The sequence below is a fragment of the Janthinobacterium sp. KBS0711 genome (assembly GCF_000988085.1).
In the GTDB taxonomy this organism is placed as follows: domain Bacteria; phylum Pseudomonadota; class Gammaproteobacteria; order Burkholderiales; family Burkholderiaceae_D; genus Janthinobacterium; species Janthinobacterium lividum_E.
This window is the reverse complement of sequence record NZ_LBCO01000033.1, coordinates 140,010-157,093: the sequence shown is the minus strand read 5'-3', so window position 1 is coordinate 157,093 and position 17,084 is coordinate 140,010. Positions and strand designations below refer to the sequence as shown.

15 protein-coding genes and 1 pseudogene are annotated in these 17,084 nt (G+C 63.3%); 8 read left to right on the top strand and 8 right to left on the bottom strand.

The window, feature by feature from the left end; all coding sequences use genetic code 11:
* Together VM94_RS19390 and VM94_RS19385 are read right to left on the bottom strand one after the other, a co-directional pair.
* A partial coding sequence (locus VM94_RS19390; protein WP_046684948.1) for a methyl-accepting chemotaxis protein occupies positions 1-1,146 on the bottom strand: 1,146 nt, incomplete at its 3' end.
* A gap of 241 nt (positions 1,147-1,387) precedes the next feature.
* Positions 1,388-1,879, bottom strand: coding sequence for a chemotaxis protein CheW (locus VM94_RS19385; RefSeq protein ID WP_034752308.1), 492 nt, complete (start codon positions 1,877-1,879; stop codon positions 1,388-1,390).
* Positions 1,880-2,208: 329 nt separating this feature from the next.
* Between VM94_RS19385 and VM94_RS19380 the strand changes: the two genes are divergently transcribed.
* The 4 genes from VM94_RS19380 to VM94_RS19365 all read left to right on the top strand — a co-directional run bounded on the left by VM94_RS19380 (position 2,209) and on the right by VM94_RS19365 (position 6,049).
* Positions 2,209-2,859 (top strand): HD domain-containing protein, encoded by a 651-nt coding sequence (locus tag VM94_RS19380; protein WP_046684947.1) that lies wholly within the window; start codon positions 2,209-2,211, stop codon positions 2,857-2,859.
* 119 nt (positions 2,860-2,978) lie between these two features.
* Entirely contained in the window at positions 2,979-4,262 is a 1,284-nt protein-coding gene (locus VM94_RS19375) for a TCR/Tet family MFS transporter (RefSeq protein WP_046684946.1), read from the top strand.
* Positions 4,263-4,362: 100 nt separating this feature from the next.
* Positions 4,363-5,184: a substrate-binding periplasmic protein gene (locus VM94_RS19370; protein WP_046685524.1), complete on the top strand. Its 822-nt coding sequence runs from the start codon at positions 4,363-4,365 to the stop codon at positions 5,182-5,184.
* Between the two features lie 7 nt (positions 5,185-5,191).
* The gene (locus VM94_RS19365; protein WP_046684945.1) at positions 5,192-6,049 is read left to right on the top strand and encodes a DMT family transporter; all 858 of its coding nucleotides are present in this window, start codon (positions 5,192-5,194) and stop codon (positions 6,047-6,049) included.
* Here the strand turns inward: VM94_RS19365 and VM94_RS19360 are convergent.
* Positions 6,046-7,989: a CocE/NonD family hydrolase gene (locus tag VM94_RS19360; RefSeq protein WP_046684944.1), complete on the bottom strand. Its 1,944-nt coding sequence runs from the start codon at positions 7,987-7,989 to the stop codon at positions 6,046-6,048. The genes VM94_RS19365 and VM94_RS19360 overlap by 4 nt on opposite strands.
* 317 nt (positions 7,990-8,306) lie before the next feature.
* Here VM94_RS19360 and trpS point away from each other — a divergent pair, with 317 nt between their 5' ends.
* The 3 genes from trpS (at position 8,307) to VM94_RS19345 (ending at position 12,372) form a co-directional block, all read left to right on the top strand.
* Positions 8,307-9,383: a tryptophan--tRNA ligase gene (trpS, locus tag VM94_RS19355; RefSeq protein ID WP_235432960.1), complete on the top strand. Its 1,077-nt coding sequence runs from the start codon at positions 8,307-8,309 to the stop codon at positions 9,381-9,383.
* Positions 9,384-9,504: 121 nt separating this feature from the next.
* Positions 9,505-11,094, top strand: coding sequence for a pyridoxal-dependent decarboxylase (locus tag VM94_RS19350; RefSeq protein ID WP_046684943.1), 1,590 nt, complete (start codon positions 9,505-9,507; stop codon positions 11,092-11,094).
* A gap of 36 nt (positions 11,095-11,130) precedes the next feature.
* Positions 11,131-12,372 carry a voltage-gated chloride channel family protein gene (locus tag VM94_RS19345; RefSeq protein ID WP_138829023.1) on the top strand — a complete coding sequence of 414 codons (1,242 nt, stop codon included), beginning with the start codon at positions 11,131-11,133 and terminating at the stop codon, positions 12,370-12,372.
* 122 nt (positions 12,373-12,494) lie between these two features.
* Here the strand turns inward: VM94_RS19345 and VM94_RS19340 are convergent, their stop codons facing one another.
* Positions 12,495-13,052: a helix-turn-helix domain-containing protein gene (locus VM94_RS19340; RefSeq protein WP_082127802.1), complete on the bottom strand. Its 558-nt coding sequence runs from the start codon at positions 13,050-13,052 to the stop codon at positions 12,495-12,497.
* Between the two features lie 51 nt (positions 13,053-13,103).
* On the opposite strand from VM94_RS19340, the gene VM94_RS19335 reads away from it, so the two are divergent.
* Positions 13,104-14,015: a DMT family transporter gene (locus tag VM94_RS19335; RefSeq protein ID WP_046684941.1), complete on the top strand. Its 912-nt coding sequence runs from the start codon at positions 13,104-13,106 to the stop codon at positions 14,013-14,015.
* Here VM94_RS19335 and VM94_RS19330 read toward each other — a convergent pair.
* From VM94_RS19330 to VM94_RS29130, 4 genes and pseudogenes are all read right to left on the bottom strand, one after another.
* Entirely contained in the window at positions 14,012-14,941 is a 930-nt protein-coding gene (locus VM94_RS19330; RefSeq protein WP_046684940.1) for a cupin-like domain-containing protein, read from the bottom strand. The two genes, VM94_RS19335 and VM94_RS19330, sit on opposite strands and share 4 nt — an antisense overlap.
* A 52-nt stretch (positions 14,942-14,993) precedes the next feature.
* A complete protein-coding gene (locus VM94_RS19325; RefSeq protein ID WP_046684939.1) occupies positions 14,994-15,986 on the bottom strand; it encodes a chemotaxis protein CheB in 993 nt (330 codons plus the stop codon).
* A gap of 96 nt (positions 15,987-16,082) precedes the next feature.
* Positions 16,083-16,826 (bottom strand): DNA-binding protein, encoded by a 744-nt coding sequence (locus VM94_RS19320; protein WP_046684938.1) that lies wholly within the window; start codon positions 16,824-16,826, stop codon positions 16,083-16,085.
* Between the two features lie 142 nt (positions 16,827-16,968).
* Positions 16,969-17,084, bottom strand: a pseudogene (locus tag VM94_RS29130) (LON peptidase substrate-binding domain-containing protein); the annotation flags it as partial.

The window sequence follows — 17,084 nt, the reverse complement described above, 5'->3', positions numbered from 1 at the left end:
TTCCACGGCCGCATTCAAGGCCAGGATATTCGTCTGGAAGGCGATGCCGTCGATCACGGAAATGATGTCGACGATCTTGTTCGACGAAGCGTTGATCGATTCCATCGTGCCCACCACTTGCGCCACGACTTCGCCGCCCTTGACGGCCACTTGCGCCGCCGACGCCGCCAACTGGTTGGCCTGGCGCGCATTGTCCGCATTCTGCTTCACGGTGCTGGTCAGTTCTTCCATCGACGACGCCGTTTCTTCCAGCGAACCTGCCTGCTCTTCCGTGCGGGAAGACAGATCCTGGTTGCCGGCGGCAATCTGCGTCGAGGACGTGGCGATGCTGTCCGTGCCGCTGCGCACTTCGCCGACGATGTTGAGCAGGCTCGTGTTCATGTCCTTCAACGCTTGCAGCAATTGCCCGGTTTCATCCTTGGCGCTGGCGTCGATCTGCGCCGTCAAGTCGCCATCGGCCACCTTGCGCGCCACTTCCACGGCCGTGCGCAGGGGGCGCACGATGCCCATCGTCAAGACCCACGCGCAGATGACGCCAAAAGCCAGCGCCAGCGCGGCCAGCACCAGCATCAGGTTGCGGCTGGTATTGGCGACGGCGTCGATCTCGCGCGCCGTTGTGTCGATGCTGGCGCGCTGGTGTTCCAGCAAGTCCAGCACCATCTTCTGGTACTTGGCGGCGGCCGGCACGAAGGTCTTTTCAAACACCTCGTTGGCCGCATCGACCTGCGCTTCGCCCTTCAGCTTGTAGACCTGGTCGCGCGAACCGATGTACACCTTGCGCTGTTCCAGCAAGCCCGCGAACATGGCTTTTTCTTCCGGCTTGTCGATCAGCGCTTCGATTTTCTTTTGCAGTTCGGCCGAGCTGGACGACGAGACTTTCGATTCTTCGGCGAAATAGCCGCTGAGCGAGGTATCGCTGCTGCGGGCAATGGCGATGGTGCGGCGCACGGCGCTGTCGATACGGCCATACCAGTCGGAAATATAGCGTTCCTTCGCCAGCGGCTGCTCCATCATGACGCGCGTGGCGCTGGCCACGTCGTGCAGGCGCCAGACGCTGATGCCCGTAATGAGCATGGAAAACAGCAAGATCACGGCAAAACCGAGTCCGAGGCGGACACCGATGCTGACGTTGCGTAATACATTCATGTGACTATCCTAAAAAGCCCCGACGCCAGCATGCCGAACGGCTGATGACATCCCTTTGGCGCGCACTGGCTGGCTGCGGTATCAAAGCGGGCGTGAAAAAGTGAAACCAAAGTGAAACTGGCGCACGGTTCGGCTGAACCGTGCGCCAGGAAAGGCGCTAGCGTGCGCCTTGTACAAAAAGCAAACAATGCTTGGGGTCAATTATTTCCGATAAACTTGGCCTGCTGGCCTGCAGCAAGACTCAAGCGGCTAGTTTTTCGATCAAGCCCATGTCGGCGCTGGACATCAGCTGGTCGATATCGACCAGGATCAGCATGCGCTCGTCGATGGTGCCCAGGCCGATCACGTATTCCGTGTTGATCGAACGGCCCATGTCCGGCGCCGGCTTGATCTGTTCCGGCATCAGGGTGGTGACGTCGGAGACGCGGTCGACGACCATGCCGACGACGCGGTTGCCGATGTTGAGGATGATGACGACGGTAAACTGGTCATAGCTGGGCGTGCCCAGATTGAACTTGATGCGCATGTCGACGATGGGCACGATGATGCCGCGCAGGTTGACCACGCCCTTGACGAACTCGGGGGCGTTGGCGATGCGGGTCGGCGTTTCATAGCTGCGGATTTCGCTGACTTTCTGGATGTCGATGCCATATTCTTCCTGGCCCAGGGTAAAGGCCAGGTATTCGGCAGCCTTGGCAACGGTTGCGCCAGTGTCGCTGGAATTGGTGTTCATGATAATCCTTTCGTTAACTCGCCTGGGGCGCAGGCCAGGGCGCGCTGCATGCAAGCCCTGGATGTGACGCGCCAAGCACGATGGAATGGCTGCCACTTGTATGTTTTTGCAAATACTTTCTCGCAATTAGCTTATGCTTCTAATTTCCGTGCGGCAATGTTACCCCATGTAAATTTTACATGCACTAAAAAAGAGCATTCGTCTGATTGACGCTTTCCAAAAATACAATTTATGTGGCAAATACGGCACGCCGAAGTGCCGGGCGTCCCGCCGCACGCGGCGGCGTTTTATGCCACACTGGCGGCCCCTGCTTTTTACAACGTTGAACCATGCATTCTTTGCTTTCCCAATGGCAGCCACGCCTGCTGGCGCTGGCCACGGCCGGCCTGGGCGATGACAGCGCCCACGACATCAACCATCTGCACCGTGTCTGGCGCAACGCCAGCGTCCTGCTGCAGGAATATGCGCAACCCGACGCCCTCACGGTGATGGCCGCCTGCTATCTGCACGACCTGGTCAACTTGCCGAAAAACCACCCCGAGCGCCACCTGGCCTCGCGCCAGGCGGCGGCGCTGGCTTGCCGCCAGCTGGCCGAACTGGATTTCCCGGCAGAAAAATTGGCCGGCGTGGCCCACGCCATCGAGACGCACAGCTTTTCCGCCAACCTGCCGCCGCACACGATCGAAGCGCAAATCGTGCAGGATGCCGACCGCATCGACGCGCTGGGCGCCGTGGGACTGGCGCGCCTGTTCTATACGGCCGCGCGCATGGATAGCGCGCTGGCGCATGGCAGCGACCCGCTGGCCGCGCATCGCCCGCTCGACGACAAGGCCTACGCACTCGACCATATCGTCACCAAGCTCGACAAGCTGCCCGGCAAGATGCAGACGGCGGCGGGCCGCGCGCTGGCTGAACAACGGCTGGCCGTGCTGACGGATTTCCGCGCCGCCTTTGCGGACGAATGGGGCGCGGGCGCATAAACCTGGTGGCGATAGCCAGCAGCGCCCATGCTGTCTATAATGCAAGGCTCAGCTATCGCGCCGCGCGCCAGCAGAAAACTGCAGGACGCCGGCGCAATACCAACGCGCCGAAAGCATGCATGTCCGATAAAACCAGCCCCGACAGCCATTCCCCGTCCTCGTCCGCAGCGCCCGCGCGCGCCGGCAACCTCAATTTCATCCTCGTCTGCGTCTTCATCGACATGCTGGGCATCGGCCTGGTGGTGCCCGTGCTGCCCATCCTGATCGGCGACTTTGTCGACGGCAAGGATGCGCAGGCGTTCTGGTACGGCATCATGGCAGCCGTTTTTGGCTTGCTGCAATTCATCTTCATGCCCATGCTGGGCGCCATCAGCGACCGCGTGGGACGCCGTCCCGTACTGCTGTATTCGATGGCCGGCATGGGCGTCAACTTTCTCGCCACGGGCTGGGCGCCCAACCTGGCCTGCCTGTTCATCGGCCGCATCATCGGCGGCGTCTCGTCGGCCAGCATGTCGGTCGCGTCCGCCTACGCCTCCGACATTTCCACGCCCGAGAACCGCGCCAAGAGCTTCGGCAAGATCGGCGCCGCCTTTGGCCTGGGCTTCATTTGCGGTCCCATGCTGGGCGGCCTGCTGGGCGAGATCAATCTGCACCTGCCGTTTTACGTGGCGGCGGGCCTGTCGGCGGCCAATTTCATCTACGGCTATTTCTGCGTGCCCGAGTCGCTGCAGCCGGGTCCGCGCGCGCCCTTCACCCTGGCCCGCATCAACCCGTTTGCCGCCCTGCTGAAACTGGTACGCCGCGTGGAAATCCGCGGCCTGGTGCTGGCCTTCGGCCTGATGACGTTTGCGCAAATGATGCTCAACACCACGTGGGTGCTGTACACGCACTTCCGCTTCGACTGGACGCCGCGCCAGAACGGCATCGCCCTGTTCTGCGTGGGCCTGTGCGCGGCCGTCGTGCAGGCGGGCTTGCTGGGCATACTCATCAAGCGCTTTGGCGAAGTGCGCTTGTCCTTGCTGGGCATGGCGTCGGGCGCCCTCACCTACCTGCTGTACGGCATGGCCACGCAAGGCTGGATGATGTATGCGCTGATCCTGTGCAACTTGCTGGCCTTTGCCGCCGGCCCGGCCCTGCAAGGCATCATCTCGAAGTCATCGAACGCCGGCGAACAGGGGGAACTGATGGGTTCACTGCAATCGATCAGCAGCCTGGGCATCATCATCATGCCTTTGCTCGGCAGCATGATCCTCGGCGAAGTGAGCCATTTGCCGCCGCAGGACTGGCGCATCGGCAGCACCTTCTACCTGTGCGCCATCATGCAAACCCTGGGCATCGTGGTGGCCTGGCGCTACTTCAAGGCGCAACGCCAGGCAAGACTGATGGTTTCCACCACAAAGTAGCCGGCGGCATAATATTGCATTTGAGAAATAAATAGGCGAGAATGGGATAATCAGCGGGGCGTTACCGACGCCCGGCATTCGATGGCAAGCAAGGATGGGTATGACTGACTTTTATTCCAGCGCCTGGCGCCGAGCCATGGCCATGCTGGCGCTGGCGCTGCCGTCCCTGGCCGGCGCGCAATGCTCGCGCGACATCCAGGTGCCCGTTTCCGCCATCGGCGCCAGCGTGGTGATCAATGGCGCCAGCATCGGCGGCATCTATCCCGACTTGCTGCGCAGCATGGGCGCCAAGCTCGGCTGCAATTTCATCTTCACGGCCGTGCCGCGCGCGCGCCTGGAAGCGATGTTCGAGGCGGGCAAGGCCGATATGCTGATACCCGCCAGCAGCACGCCGCGGCGCGACCAGCATGGCCTGTTCATCCCCCTGATGGGCAACCGGCCCCTGCTGATCTCGCTGCAAGGCGCGCGCGCGCCCGTCAACACCATGCAGGAACTGATCGAGCGGCGCGAACTGCGCGTGGCGCTCGTGCGCGGCTACGACTATGGCGTGTCTTACCAGGCGCTGGCGAAGGAACTGAGCAGCCAGGGACGCCTGTTCTACGAAGTCGACGCGCTCTCCGTGGCGCGCCTCATGCAAAGCGGCTTCATCGACGCCACCATCATGAGTCCCACCATCCTGGCCGGCGTGGCGCAAAACGATGCGCGCGTGTATGGCCTGGCAGACCGCCTGCGCCTGGAGGCCTTGCCGGAATTGCCGTGGGGTATGAGCGGCGCCTACCTGTCGCGCAAGTCGCTGACGGCGGAAGACCAGGCCACCTTGCGCGAACTGCTGGAAAAAGCAGGCCGCTCGGGTACCCTGATGGAGGGTTTCCAGCGCCATCATCGCCAGGAACTGTTGTCGCAGAGCATACGCCCCCGCTAAGGCCCGCATGTCCGGTTTCGTCGTCGCCGTCGTCCTGTTTGCCGCCCTGCTGCACGCCAGCTGGAACGCCATCGTCAAGTCGGGCAAGGATACCTTTCTCAGCACAGTGCTCGTCTCCGTCGGCGCGGCCCTGATCTCGCTGGCCGTGTTGCCCTTCGTCGATGCTCCCGCGCCCGCCAGCTGGCCCTATCTGGCCGCCTCGGCCGTGGCGCAGCTGGCCTATTATTCTCTGCTGGCGGCCGCCTACAAGGCCGGCGACATGAGCCATGCCTACCCCCTGATGCGCGGCAGCGCGCCGCTCATCGTGGCGCTGGCCAGCTGGCCGCTGATCGGCGAGCGCCTGTCCGCCATGCAGATGGGCGCTGTCGCCTGCATCTGCGCGGGCATCCTTGGCCTGTATGTTGCCGCGCGCCGGCCCGCCACGCCTGGCGCCACGAAACAAACAGGGCGCGCCACCACCTTTGCGCTGGGCAACGCCTGCGTCATCGCCAGCTATACCCTGATCGACGGCATCGGCGTACGCCTGTCCGGCGCGCCGTCCGCCTACACCATGTGGATTTTCGTCTTGAACGGAACGGGACTGCTGCTGTGGACGGCGTTGCGCCGCCCCGCCGACTTGCTTGCCTATGCGCAAACGCAATGGCGCCTGGCCGCCTTTGGCGGTTTCGGCACCCTCGCTTCGTATGGCCTGGCCCTGTGGGCCATGACGCAGGCGCCCGTGGCCGCCATCGCGGCCCTGCGCGAAACGTCGATTTTGTTCGCCATCGCCATTGCGGCCCTGTTCCTGCGCGAAAAAATCAGCCCCCGCCGCTACCTGTCCATCGCCCTGATCGCGGCGGGGGCCATCCTCATGCGGGCCGGCTAGCGGGCGTCGAGCGGCGCAATCGGCAACTCGATCGCGCTGGCCGCCCCTGCCGCGTGGTACACGCGCTGCGTCGCCTTTTTATAATCGCCAGGCTGGGCCAGGAAGATGTTCGGCACGAAGGTTTGCGGGTTGCGGTCGTACAGCGGGAACCAGCTCGACTGCACTTGCACGGCGATGCGATGGCCGGGCAGGAAGACGTGATTGGCGTTCGGCAAGGCGAAACGGTAGCGTTCAACCTTGCCGGCTGGAATGGCCGTCGGGTGCTCGAAGCTGTCGCGGTAGCGGCCACGGAAGATATCCATCGCCACGCCCAATTGATAGCCGCCCATGGCCGGCTGCGACGGCACTTCGTCCGGATACACGTCGATCAGCTTGACCACCCAGTCGGCATCCGTGCCGCTGGTGGCGGCGAACAGGTTCACCATCGGTGCGCCGGCGATGCGCACGGCCGTCTTCAACGGTTCGGAAACATAGCTGAGCACATCCGTGCGGTCCGCATAGCCGCGCTGGTCGCTGACCAGCCAGGGTTTCCACTGATCGCCATCGCCGAGGCGCACGGGACGCGCCACGAACGGTACGGGCTTGGCCGGATCGGCCACATATTCGTCGGATGCGCCTTCAGCCGCATTCGCAACGCCCGATGGCGCCGCAAAGCCCAGCTTGTAGCCATCCTGCAGGTAGATCGGCGTCAGCTTGGTGTCGCAGGTCTCGCAAGCCAGCGGCCACTGCTGCAGGCGCTGCCACTGGTTCGTGCCGCTCTGGTACGACACTACGGGCGCCGTGTTCGCTTCCGGCGCGCCATCCTTCAGGTATTGATTGAGGAATGGCTGCATGACTTTTTCGCGGAACTGGCGCGCCGTATCGCCGTCAAATTTCAGGGCGCCCAGGGTCGAACCTTCATAGTTGACGCCGCTGTGGCGCCACGGCCCCACCGCCAGGTAATTGAGATTATTGCGCTTGTCGCGCCCTTCCATCGCCGCGTAGGTGGCATAGGCGCCATAGATGTCTTCCTGGTCCCACTGGCCTACCACGTGCATGGTGGGCACGATCAGCGGACGCTTGGCGAGGATCTTGTCGAGCGCCTGTTCCTGCCAGTAACTGTCGTAGGCCGGGTGCTCGAACAGCTTTTTCGTGTACGTCAGCTTGTCGATGCCGAATTTCTTCGCATAGTCGCCAGCCGAGCCGATGCGCAGATACGCTTCGTAATCGTCGTAGACGCCCAGCACGGGCGATTCGGCGCTGCCGCGCACGCTCGTCTGCCACGCCAGGTAAGACAAACTCGGCATGCGGAAGGCGCCGTTATGGAACCAGTCGTCGCCGCGCCAGCCATCGACCATGGCGCTCATGGGAATGGCCACCTTCAGCGCCGGATGCGGGTCGACCAGGGCCATCAGCACCGTATGCCCTTCATACGAGGAGCCCAGCATGCCCACCTTGCCATTACTTTCCGGAATATTCTTCGACAGCCAGTCGATGGTGTCCCACGCATCGGTGACGTTATCGACTTTGGTATTGTTGAGCGGGCCGCGCACGGGACGCGTCATGACGTAATCGCCTTCGGAACCATGCTTGCCGCGCACGTCCTGGAACACGCGGATGTAGCCGTTTTCCACCAGGGTATCGTCGCCCTGCGGCAAGGTGGCCAGCATGCTGGCGCTGGTGGCGCGCTGGGCGCGGCGGGCCGCGTTGTACGGCGTGCGCGTGAGCATGATGGGCGCCCGTTTGGCCTCTTTCGGCACGACGATCACCGTGTACAGCTTGACGCCGTCGCGCATGGGAATCATCACCACGCGTTTGACGTAATCATTGACATCGGGCATGACCAGCTTGGCACCGATATCGGGCGCCATCGGCGGCGTTTGCGCCAGCACGGGTGCAGCAAACAGGGAACTGATAACCAGGGCCAGGCCGGTGAGCCGGACGGGGGACGACACGCGCATACTGTTCTCCAATGGATTCATGCCACGCAAAAGTGGCCGAACGGCAATAATACCCTTAAAGCAAGTTCCGCAGTAGGCCAGTCTCTGACGCAGCGCAGCAGATAAATCGGGGCGCAACTTGACAGAACGCGCCCGAACTGCAACCATAACGCCATGAAATTTATCCCGTCACAACACGCCTGCTTGAATTGGTGGTCCCGCTCACTTTCGCGCGGCCACTGCATAGTGATGTGAATTTGATCCACGCCGCCTCGATCGGTGGCGTAACAGGCTCAGCCTGGATCATCCCCGATGCAGGCGGCTCAAAAGGAAACTTGATGAGCTTGCCTAACACCCCAGATACCCAAGACCAGAACGACGCACCGGCGGCACCGCTGTCGGCCGCCGCCATCGCTTCGCAATCCGTGATCCTGACGGGCGACCGCCCGACCGGTCCCTTGCACTTGGGCCACTACGTGGGCAGTTTGCGCGACCGCGTCAGCTACCAGAACAGCTACAAGCAATTCATCATGCTGGCCGACGCGCAGGCGCTGACGGACAATATGGACGACATCGACAAGGTGCACCGCAATGTCGTCGAAGTGGCGCTCGACTACCTGGCCGTCGGCATCGACCCGAGCAAGACTACCGTGTTCATCCAGTCGCAAATCCCGGAACTGGCCGAGCTGACCTTTTACTACCTGAACATCGTCACCGTGGCGCGCCTCGAGCGCAACCCCACCGTCAAGGAAGAAATCCGCCTGCGCGGCTTCGAGCGCGACATTCCAGCGGGCTTTTTGACCTATCCTGCCAGCCAGGCGGCCGACATCACGGCCTTCAAGGCGGGCGTGGTGCCTGTGGGCGAAGACCAGATCCCGATGATCGAGCAAACGAATGAAATCGTGCGCCGCTTCAACCGCATGTACAACCGCGAAGTATTGATGGAATGCAAGGCGCTGGTACCGGACATCGGCCGCCTGCCCGGCATCGACGGCAAGGCGAAGATGAGCAAGTCGCTGGGCAACACCATCAACCTGGGCGCGACCTCGGCCGAAATCACGGCCGCCGTGAAAAAAGTCTATACCGACCCGCTGCACCTGCGCGTGGAAGACCCGGGCCACTTGGAAGGCAATATCGCGTTTACCTATCTGGACGCGTTTGATCCAGAAAAAGCGGCGCTGGCGGAAATGAAAGCCCATTACGTGCGTGGCGGCCTGGGCGACAGCATCGTCAAGAAACGCCTGGACGTGGTCTTGCAGGAAATGCTGGCGCCGATCCGTGCCCGCCGCGAAGAGTTCGCCAAGGACAAGGGGCAAGTCATCCAGATGCTGAAAGAAGGCACGTTCCGCGCACGCGAAGTGGCGGCCCGCACGGCCGATGAAGTCAAGGCGGCGCTGGGCCTCAACTACTTCTGATCACAGACACTGATAGCAAACTGATGCGCTCAGGCGGAGTCGGGTAAAATCCCGCTTCCGCCTGGGCGCGATGCATTTGTGTCACCGTGGCACCAGCAATCCGTAGAGAAGATAACGCGCCATGACCGATACCCCTATCGAACAGCTGCTGCAGCAGCATTTTTCCATCGATGCGCTACAACAGGCACCCGCGCCCCTGCAGCAGGCGCTGCGCATGCTGGGCGGCTGGCTGGCCGCAGAACGCGACACGCCCTATCCGCACACGCCGTATGCGGAACTGCTGACGCAATTGTCCGACACCTGCCTGCCCGCACATGGCATGGCCGTGGCGGATTTCCTGCAAGAACTCAACACCACCGTGCTGGCCAATACGGCCCAGCTGAACCACCCGCAATACATCGGCCACATGACGCAGGCCCTGCCGTGGATCAGCGTGCTGGCCGAAGCGTTTACAGCCACCTTGAATCAGAACCAGGTCAAGATCGAGACGGCGTACGTGTCGACCCTGATCGAAAAACAGATCCTCGGCTGGCTGCACCGCCAGGTCTACCAGCAGCCCGATCATGTCTACACGCAAGCGATGGCGGCCACCAGCGGCGCGCTGGGCAATGTCGTCAATGGCGGCACCATGGGCAACTTGACGGCCCTGGCCGTGGCGCTGGAGCAGCAACTGCCCGGCACGCGCAAGCGGGGGCTGTTTGCCGCCATGCAGGAATCGGGCTACGCGGGGCTTGCCGTGATCGGCTCGGCCCGCAGTCATTATTCCGTGAAGAAGGCGCTGGCAACCTTGGGCCTCGGTGAAAACGCCTTGCAGCTGGTGGCCGTCGACCGCGACAACCGCATCGACATCGCCGCGCTGGAAGAGACGATTGCCGATTTAAAACTGCGCAAGATCAAGGTCGTCGCCATGATCGGCATCGCCGGCACGACGGAAACAGGCGCCATCGACCCGCTGGCCGCCATGGCGGCCATTGCCGCGCGCGAAAGCATCTGGTTCCATGTGGATGCGGCCTGGGGCGGCGCCCTATTGATCGCGGAACAGTACCGCGCGCTGTATGACGGCATCGCCCTGGCCGACTCCGTCGTCATCGACGGGCACAAGCTGCTATGGGTGCCGATGGCGCAAAGCATGGTGCTGTTCAAGGATAGCGCCAGCCTGAACTTGCTGAAGCACAACGCCAACTACATCTTGCGCGACAACTCGGGCGACCTGGGCCAGACGTCGCTGGAGGGCTCGCGCCGCTTTGACGCCTTGAAGCTGTGGACCTCGTTCAAGGTGCTCGGTGTGTCCGGCTACACGACCTTGCTGCAGCAGGCGGCCACCCTGTCCGGCCAGTTGCAGGATTTGCTGGCCGACCAGCAGGATTTCGAACTCGTCACGCGCTCGGACACCTTCATTCTGACCTACCGCTACGTGCCCGCGCACTTGCGCCAGCGCATGGAGGCCTTGCTGGCCGGCGGCCAGGTGGAGGCCGCCATCGAACTGAACAAGCAGCTGAACACGCTCAACGCCAAGCTGCAAAACCGGCAAAAGGCGCAAGGCCACAGCTTTGTCTCGCGCACGGTACTGGAATCGACGCGCTACCCTGGCCCCACCAACGTGCTGCGCGTAGTCATGACCAACGTCAGGACGCGCCCCCGCCACCTGCGCGCCATACTGGCCGAGCAGCGGGCCATCGGCAAGGCGCTGGTGGCGGAACTGGACTTGTAAGGAACTACCCACCCATCAGCCTTGACTGGATGCATGATGCGCCGGCTTGCCCCTCTTCGCGATTTATTTCTGCACCTGGTCAAATGGCTGCTGATCGCCGCTGCCGTGGCCGTGCTGGCCGGCACGGCTTCGGCCGGCTTCCTGTACGCCCTCGACTGGGCCACGCGCACGCGCCTGGCGCACGCCTGGCTGATCTGGCTGCTGCCCGTGGCGGGCTTTGCCGTCGGCTGGCTGTATTTGCGCTACGGCAACAGTGTCGAAGGCGGCGCGAACCTGCTCATCGATGAAATCCACGATCCGAAAAAAATCATCCCCTTGCGCATGGCGCCGCTGGTGCTGGGCGGCACCCTCATCTCGCATCTGTTTGGCGCCTCCGTCGGGCGCGAAGGCACGGCCGTGCAAATGGGTGGCGCGCTGGCCGACCAGCTCACGCACATGTTTCGCCTGAACAATGAAGACCGCCGCATCATCCTGATGGCCGGCATCAGCGCCGGCTTTGCCTCCGTCTTCGGCACGCCGCTGGCAGGCGCCATCTTCGGCCTGGAAGTACTGGCCATCGGCCGCTTGCGCTACGAAGCCATGCTGCCCTGCCTGGCTGCTGCCGTCATCGCCGACCAGGTGGGCTTGCTGTGGGGAGTCCACCATACGCATTACGCCGTGCCGTTGATCCCCGCCCTCTCCGCCTGGACCTTGTGCGCCATGGTGCTCGCCGGCGTGCTGTTCGGCGTGACGGGCAAACTGTTTGCGCAAGCCACACACGGCTTGAGCGGCCTGATGAAGCGCTGGATCGGCTACGCGCCGCTGCGCCCGCTCATGGGCGGCCTCGTCGTTGCCATTGCCGTGTGGCTGATCGGTACGGACAAGTATATCGGCCTGGGCATCCCCACCATCGTCGACGCGCTGAAAGAACCGCTGCCCGCATACGATTTCCTCGGCAAGATGGCGTTTACCATTGTTTCATTGGGAACGGGTTTCAAGGGCGGCGAAGTGACGCCATTGTTCTTCATCGGCGCGACCCTGGGCAATGCGCTGGGCCCGCTGCTGCACCAGCCCGTCACCCTGCTGGCCGCCATCGGCTTCGTTGCCGTATTTGCGGGCGCGGCCAACACGCCGATCGCGTCGACCCTGATGGCGATGGAACTGTTCGGCGCCGAGATCGGCGTGTACGCGGCCATCGCCTGCGTCGTGGCCTATCTGTTTTCCGGCCACGCGGGTATTTACCGGGCGCAACGCAGCGGGCATGCCAAGCGCACGCCCCGCAAGGACATCGACGCATGACACAGTACATCTAGACCGGCGCGCCATGCTGCCTGAGCTAGAAGGCAAAAGTGTGCTCGACCTGGGCTGCGGCCATGAACAGCCGCCGCTGCTGCAGGATATGGCCTGCCCTGATTGCGCCGTCAGCTGACCACATTACGCGTAAATCGCAAGGTGGACTCGCCCGCATTCACGTAGGCATACGCTTGCGCGCTGCTGAAGACGAAAAAATCGCCCGTGGCCAGTTGCCTGGTTTCCGCCGCCAGCACGAGCTGCAGCTCGCCTTCCAGCACGTAGAGCATTTCACTGAAACCCGCCGGATCGGCTTGCGCATCATAGCGCTCGCCCGGCGCCAGGGTCCACGACCACAGTTCCACCTGGCGGCTGGCGGGCGCCGCGCCCAGCAGCACGGCCTGGCTGGCCTGCGACGCGCTTTGCCACATCAGCACGCGCAGGCTCTCGTGCGGCTGCTGCGGCGGCTGGACCAGGTCGACAAAGGCCACGTTCAAGGCGGCCGCCACATGGTCGAGGTTGGCCAGGCTGATGTTGGTGCTGCCCGCCTCGACACCATTGACCATGCGCCGGCTCAGGCCTGAGCTGCGCGCCAGTTCTTCCTGGCTGAGGCCGGCGGCAAGGCGCAAGCGCCGCAGATTGGTGGCCAGGTGTGCCAGCACGCCACCGGCCTCGACTTGACTGCGCAATATATTGCTCCTATGATGATGGGAAATATTTTGCTCATAGCATAGCGCCCCATGAAAACACACGCAAGTCCCCCGCCTGCCTTTGGCCTGCCCGAACTGGCGCTGATCGCCATCACCTTCATCTGGGGCGGGACGTTTCTCGTCGTGCAACATGCCGTGACGGTCAGCGGCCCGCTGGCCTTCGTGGCCGCCCGCTTTGCCGTGGCCGCCAGTATCGGCGCCCTGATCTGCCGGGGCCAGTTGCGCCATCTGAGCAAGGCCGAATTGCTGACGGGCATGGCCATCGGCGTGAGCATCTTTGGCGGCTACGCGCTGCAAACCTATGGCTTGATGCATATTTCCAGCAGCAAGTCCGCCTTCATCACGGCCTTCTATGTGCCCATCGTGCCGCTGGTGCAATGGCTGGTCTTCAAGCAGCGGCCCCACCCTGCCGTATGGGCGGCCGTCGTGCTGGCGTTCGTCGGCTTGCTGCTGCTCACCGGCACGGACGGCTTGAGCATGGCCTTCGGCACGGGCGAGCTGATCACGGCCGTGGGCGCTATCGCGATTGCACTGGAAATCATCCTCATCAGCCGCGTGTCGCCGCAATTGAACATCCTGCGCGTGACCATCGTGCAGCTGGCCACGGCATCATTGATCGCCCTGCTGCTGATGCCCGTCATGGGCGAAGCGCCACCCGTCCTCAGCAAGACTTTCATCCTCAGCGTACTGGCCCTGGGCTGCGCCAGCGCACTGATCCAATATGTGATGAACTGGGCGCAAAAGCGCATTTCCGCCACCAAGGCCACCTTGATCTATGCGGGCGAACCCGTGTGGGCCGGCGTCATCGGACGTATCGCTGGCGAACGCCTGCCGGCCCTGGCCATCGTGGGCGCGATACTGATCATTTGTGCGGGCATCCTCAGCGAGTGGCGGCCCAAGCGCCTGCGTGCCGATGGCAAGGCCATCGTGCCAGCGGATTAAGCCTCGGTACGCCGCAGCGCCAGCGGCACGGCCCTGGCCCAGCGGTTCGAGGACAGGGAAAACGTCAGCGCGCGCACCTGGTGGTACCAGCCGGCGGGCACGTACAGCATGTCGCCCGGCTCGACGATGCATTCGATCATGGCGGCCTGGCGCGCCAGCGGGAAACGCTCGAAATCGGGCGCTTCCGGGTCGAAAGGCGAGCCGAACAGGATGGCGTTCGCTTCGCTCGGGTAAAGAAAAGCGTCATGGTGCGGCGGCGACAAAAAGATGCGCTTGCGGCCCCACACTTGCGCAAAGATATTGTCGTCGTAATCGCAATGCAAAGGTGTCACCGTGCCGGCCGGCCCCACCCAGAAGCGCGGCGGACCCATCTTGTCGAAATACGTGGGCCAGTGGCACAGGCGGTTCAGTTCGCGCAATTCCAGGTTGCCCAGGTAAGGCGGCAGCGCGTACTTGCCCTCTGCCACCAGGTCCAGGTATTGCCCCATCGACATATCCTGCATGGCGCGGTCGGCCGCAAACGCCGTGTTGATGTAGTCGCCCACCCGCGCGCGCACGGGCACGTGGCTGAACTGCTCGCGCAAGACGTCGGGCAGCAACTGGGATAAGGGCCAGCGCTGCACCAGCCCGCGCATCAGGAATGGCAGGCCCAGCGCGGCGCGCGCGCGGAAGGCGGCCGCGTCCAGCATGGCCAGGCGCGGCACCTCGGTGATGGCGGGCAAGTCACGCGCCGCCTGCTTGATGGCCTCGCGCATGGCGTCGATAGAGGTAACACCGCGCACCTGCGCATCCTTGGCTTCGCGCGCCTGCTTGCGCGCCAGGGCCGCTTCGGGCGAACTGAATTCTGCTGGCGGCCTGGGCGGCAGCGCGCGCGGCAATACGGGGGCTGCCGCAAGCGGAAGCGGCTCTTTTTTTTCTGCAGACATAAACCTTCTTTGCGATCAGGCGTCGCGCGCCATGGCGCGACCATGCGCTATTTTAAGCCAGCAAGGCCCGTTTCAGCACATCGGCCTGCTCGCCTGCCTGGCGCGCCTTGGCTGCATACTCGCTGGCCGTGCCCGGATGCAGCCAGGCTTGGGCCTTGGCTGCCAGGCTCAGGTACAGCTTTTCTTTTTCCTGCAGCGCCCTGACGGCGGCCCACATGGCATCTTCCGCCTTTTCATGCTGCAACTCGCCGAGCGTCTGCGCCGTGAAACTGTGGCCCGTATGGCAGCGAAAACGCTGCGGCTTCTGGCCATGCAGCTCCCACAGTGTGCCTTGGCATTCGGGACAGGTGAACGTCGATGGCGTGGCAATTTTTTCCAGTTGGTCCATATTCCCCACTCCCCGGGCAAAACGGTTTTCCACGGCGATCCACTGGGGCACGGGCGGCAAGGACTGCGCGGCACCGGCTGGCGCTGGCGCGCCGCTGGCCAGCGCCAGCAGGGCCGGGCCGATCTCGGCGCACGGCAGGCGCCAATCCACCCCGGCATAGTCAATTGCGCTTTGCGGCATCGACGGCGCCACCGCCTCCTGCGGCTCCTGCACCAATGCCTTGCCGCCGCAGGCCTTGATGGCCTGCAAGCCTGCAGTGCCATCGTCGAGGTAGCCGCTGAGGATCACGCCCACTACCTTCGGTCCAAAAGCGGCGGCGGCACTGCGAAACAGGGGGTCGATGGCGGGACGCGTATGGTTTTCCTTCGGTCCCCGGGTCAGCTCGACCGTCGCCTGGCCGGCCACGTTGGCAACGAGCATGTGACGGTCGGGCGGCGCCAGCAGGATGCGCCCCGCGCGCACGGGTTCGCGCTCTTCTGCAAAGCGCACGGGCAAGGCGGAGGTCTTGCCGAGGATCTCGGGCAGCACACTGTTGCGCGCCCCCACGTGCATGACGGCCAGGATCGCCGCGGGCAAATTCGCGGGCAAGGCGGCAAAGATAGTGGACAGTGCGCTCACGCCGCCCACCGAGGCCCCCATGACGATCAGCGTTTCCATGCCGGCCCCTTTCGCGCCTGGATCACTGAGCTATTTTGCCGCGTCTAGTAACACGATTCCGTGCGCCGACTAACAGAGCCCCCTAACGTAACGACTTCAGACAGGTGTTTTGAAGATCGGATCCACGATGAACTGCTGCGCCTTGATGCGCAAGGTGCGCTCTTCGTCCAGCTCGGCGCGCGTTTCGCCCAGCTCTTCGCGTTCCGCTTCCAGTTCCAGGCGCGCAGCCGCCAGTTCCGTTTCCACGCGCGTCAGGCTTTCCAGCTTCAGCTGGGCCTGGATCAGTTCCGCACGCGCCGCTTCGGCAGCCTCTTCCAGGCGGGGGATGCCTTCGAGCTTGAATTGCGCCTTGGCCAGATCCATGCGCGCCTGTTCGGCCGCTTCTTCCAGACGCGGCAAGCCTTCCAGGCGCAACTGCGCCTTGGCCAAGTCCGTGCGGGCCTGGTTCGCCACTTGCCGCTCGCGTTCGAGCTCCTCGCGCAAGGTTTCCAGCTCGCCCGCCTGCAGGTCGAGCAGTTCTTGCTGGCGCTCGTTCTCGCTGGCCAGGTCCATCAATTCCTGTTGATTGTCGTTCATCTCGGCTTCATGCGCGCTGTGGCTGGCGCTTAATTCCTGTCCTACATAATCGAGGATGGCTTGCTGCAGCACGGGCGACAGTTCGGCGGCGGCGGCGATCTGGCGCTGCGCACCGGCCTTTCGGCGCTGCAAGAGCTTGCTGATGGTGCCCAGGCAGGCCCCATTGCCCAGCCGTTCGCGCAAGGCGCGCACCGTGATGGCCTGGCCTTCGCCCGCCATCGCTTCCATTGCCGCATTGATCTGTTCCGCGCTTACTTTTGCCATGTCGTGTGCTCTTGAATGTTGCCCAGGGCAATCTTGCCCAGGGGCATTATCTTATGCCAGCGGCGGCAAAGCGTAAAGTATTTCTCAATAGAAATTGCAATTGCACAACGGAACGGTGAGAAAACATGCGGCCCGGGATGTTTTAGTCTTCGAGCAAACCATTTTCCGTGAGCATATCCTGCACCAGCTCCAGGCGCAGCACGGGATTGTCCTGGCTCAGCAGCAATTGCTTTTGCATGGCGCTCAAGGACAGCAGCT

What these genes read in the sequence shown, in the direction of transcription:
- VM94_RS19385 (WP_034752308.1), bottom strand. Translation starts at nt 1,879, where the DNA reads ATGAACACCAATTCCAGCGACACTGGCGCAACCGTTGCCAAGGCTGCC.
- VM94_RS19380 (WP_046684947.1), top strand. Translation starts at nt 2,209, where the DNA reads ATGCATTCTTTGCTTTCCCAATGGCAGCCACGCCTGCTGGCGCTGGCC.
- VM94_RS19375 (WP_046684946.1), top strand. Translation starts at nt 2,979, where the DNA reads ATGTCCGATAAAACCAGCCCCGACAGCCATTCCCCGTCCTCGTCCGCA.
- VM94_RS19370 (WP_046685524.1), top strand. Translation starts at nt 4,363, where the DNA reads ATGACTGACTTTTATTCCAGCGCCTGGCGCCGAGCCATGGCCATGCTG.
- VM94_RS19365 (WP_046684945.1), top strand. Translation starts at nt 5,192, where the DNA reads ATGTCCGGTTTCGTCGTCGCCGTCGTCCTGTTTGCCGCCCTGCTGCAC.
- VM94_RS19360 (WP_046684944.1), bottom strand. Translation starts at nt 7,989, where the DNA reads ATGCGCGTGTCGTCCCCCGTCCGGCTCACCGGCCTGGCCCTGGTTATC.
- trpS (WP_235432960.1), top strand. Translation starts at nt 8,307, where the DNA reads ATGAGCTTGCCTAACACCCCAGATACCCAAGACCAGAACGACGCACCG.
- VM94_RS19350 (WP_046684943.1), top strand. Translation starts at nt 9,505, where the DNA reads ATGACCGATACCCCTATCGAACAGCTGCTGCAGCAGCATTTTTCCATC.
- VM94_RS19345 (WP_138829023.1), top strand. Translation starts at nt 11,131, where the DNA reads ATGCGCCGGCTTGCCCCTCTTCGCGATTTATTTCTGCACCTGGTCAAA.
- VM94_RS19335 (WP_046684941.1), top strand. Translation starts at nt 13,104, where the DNA reads ATGAAAACACACGCAAGTCCCCCGCCTGCCTTTGGCCTGCCCGAACTG.
- VM94_RS19330 (WP_046684940.1), bottom strand. Translation starts at nt 14,941, where the DNA reads ATGTCTGCAGAAAAAAAAGAGCCGCTTCCGCTTGCGGCAGCCCCCGTA.
- VM94_RS19325 (WP_046684939.1), bottom strand. Translation starts at nt 15,986, where the DNA reads ATGGAAACGCTGATCGTCATGGGGGCCTCGGTGGGCGGCGTGAGCGCA.
- VM94_RS19320 (WP_046684938.1), bottom strand. Translation starts at nt 16,826, where the DNA reads ATGGCAAAAGTAAGCGCGGAACAGATCAATGCGGCAATGGAAGCGATG.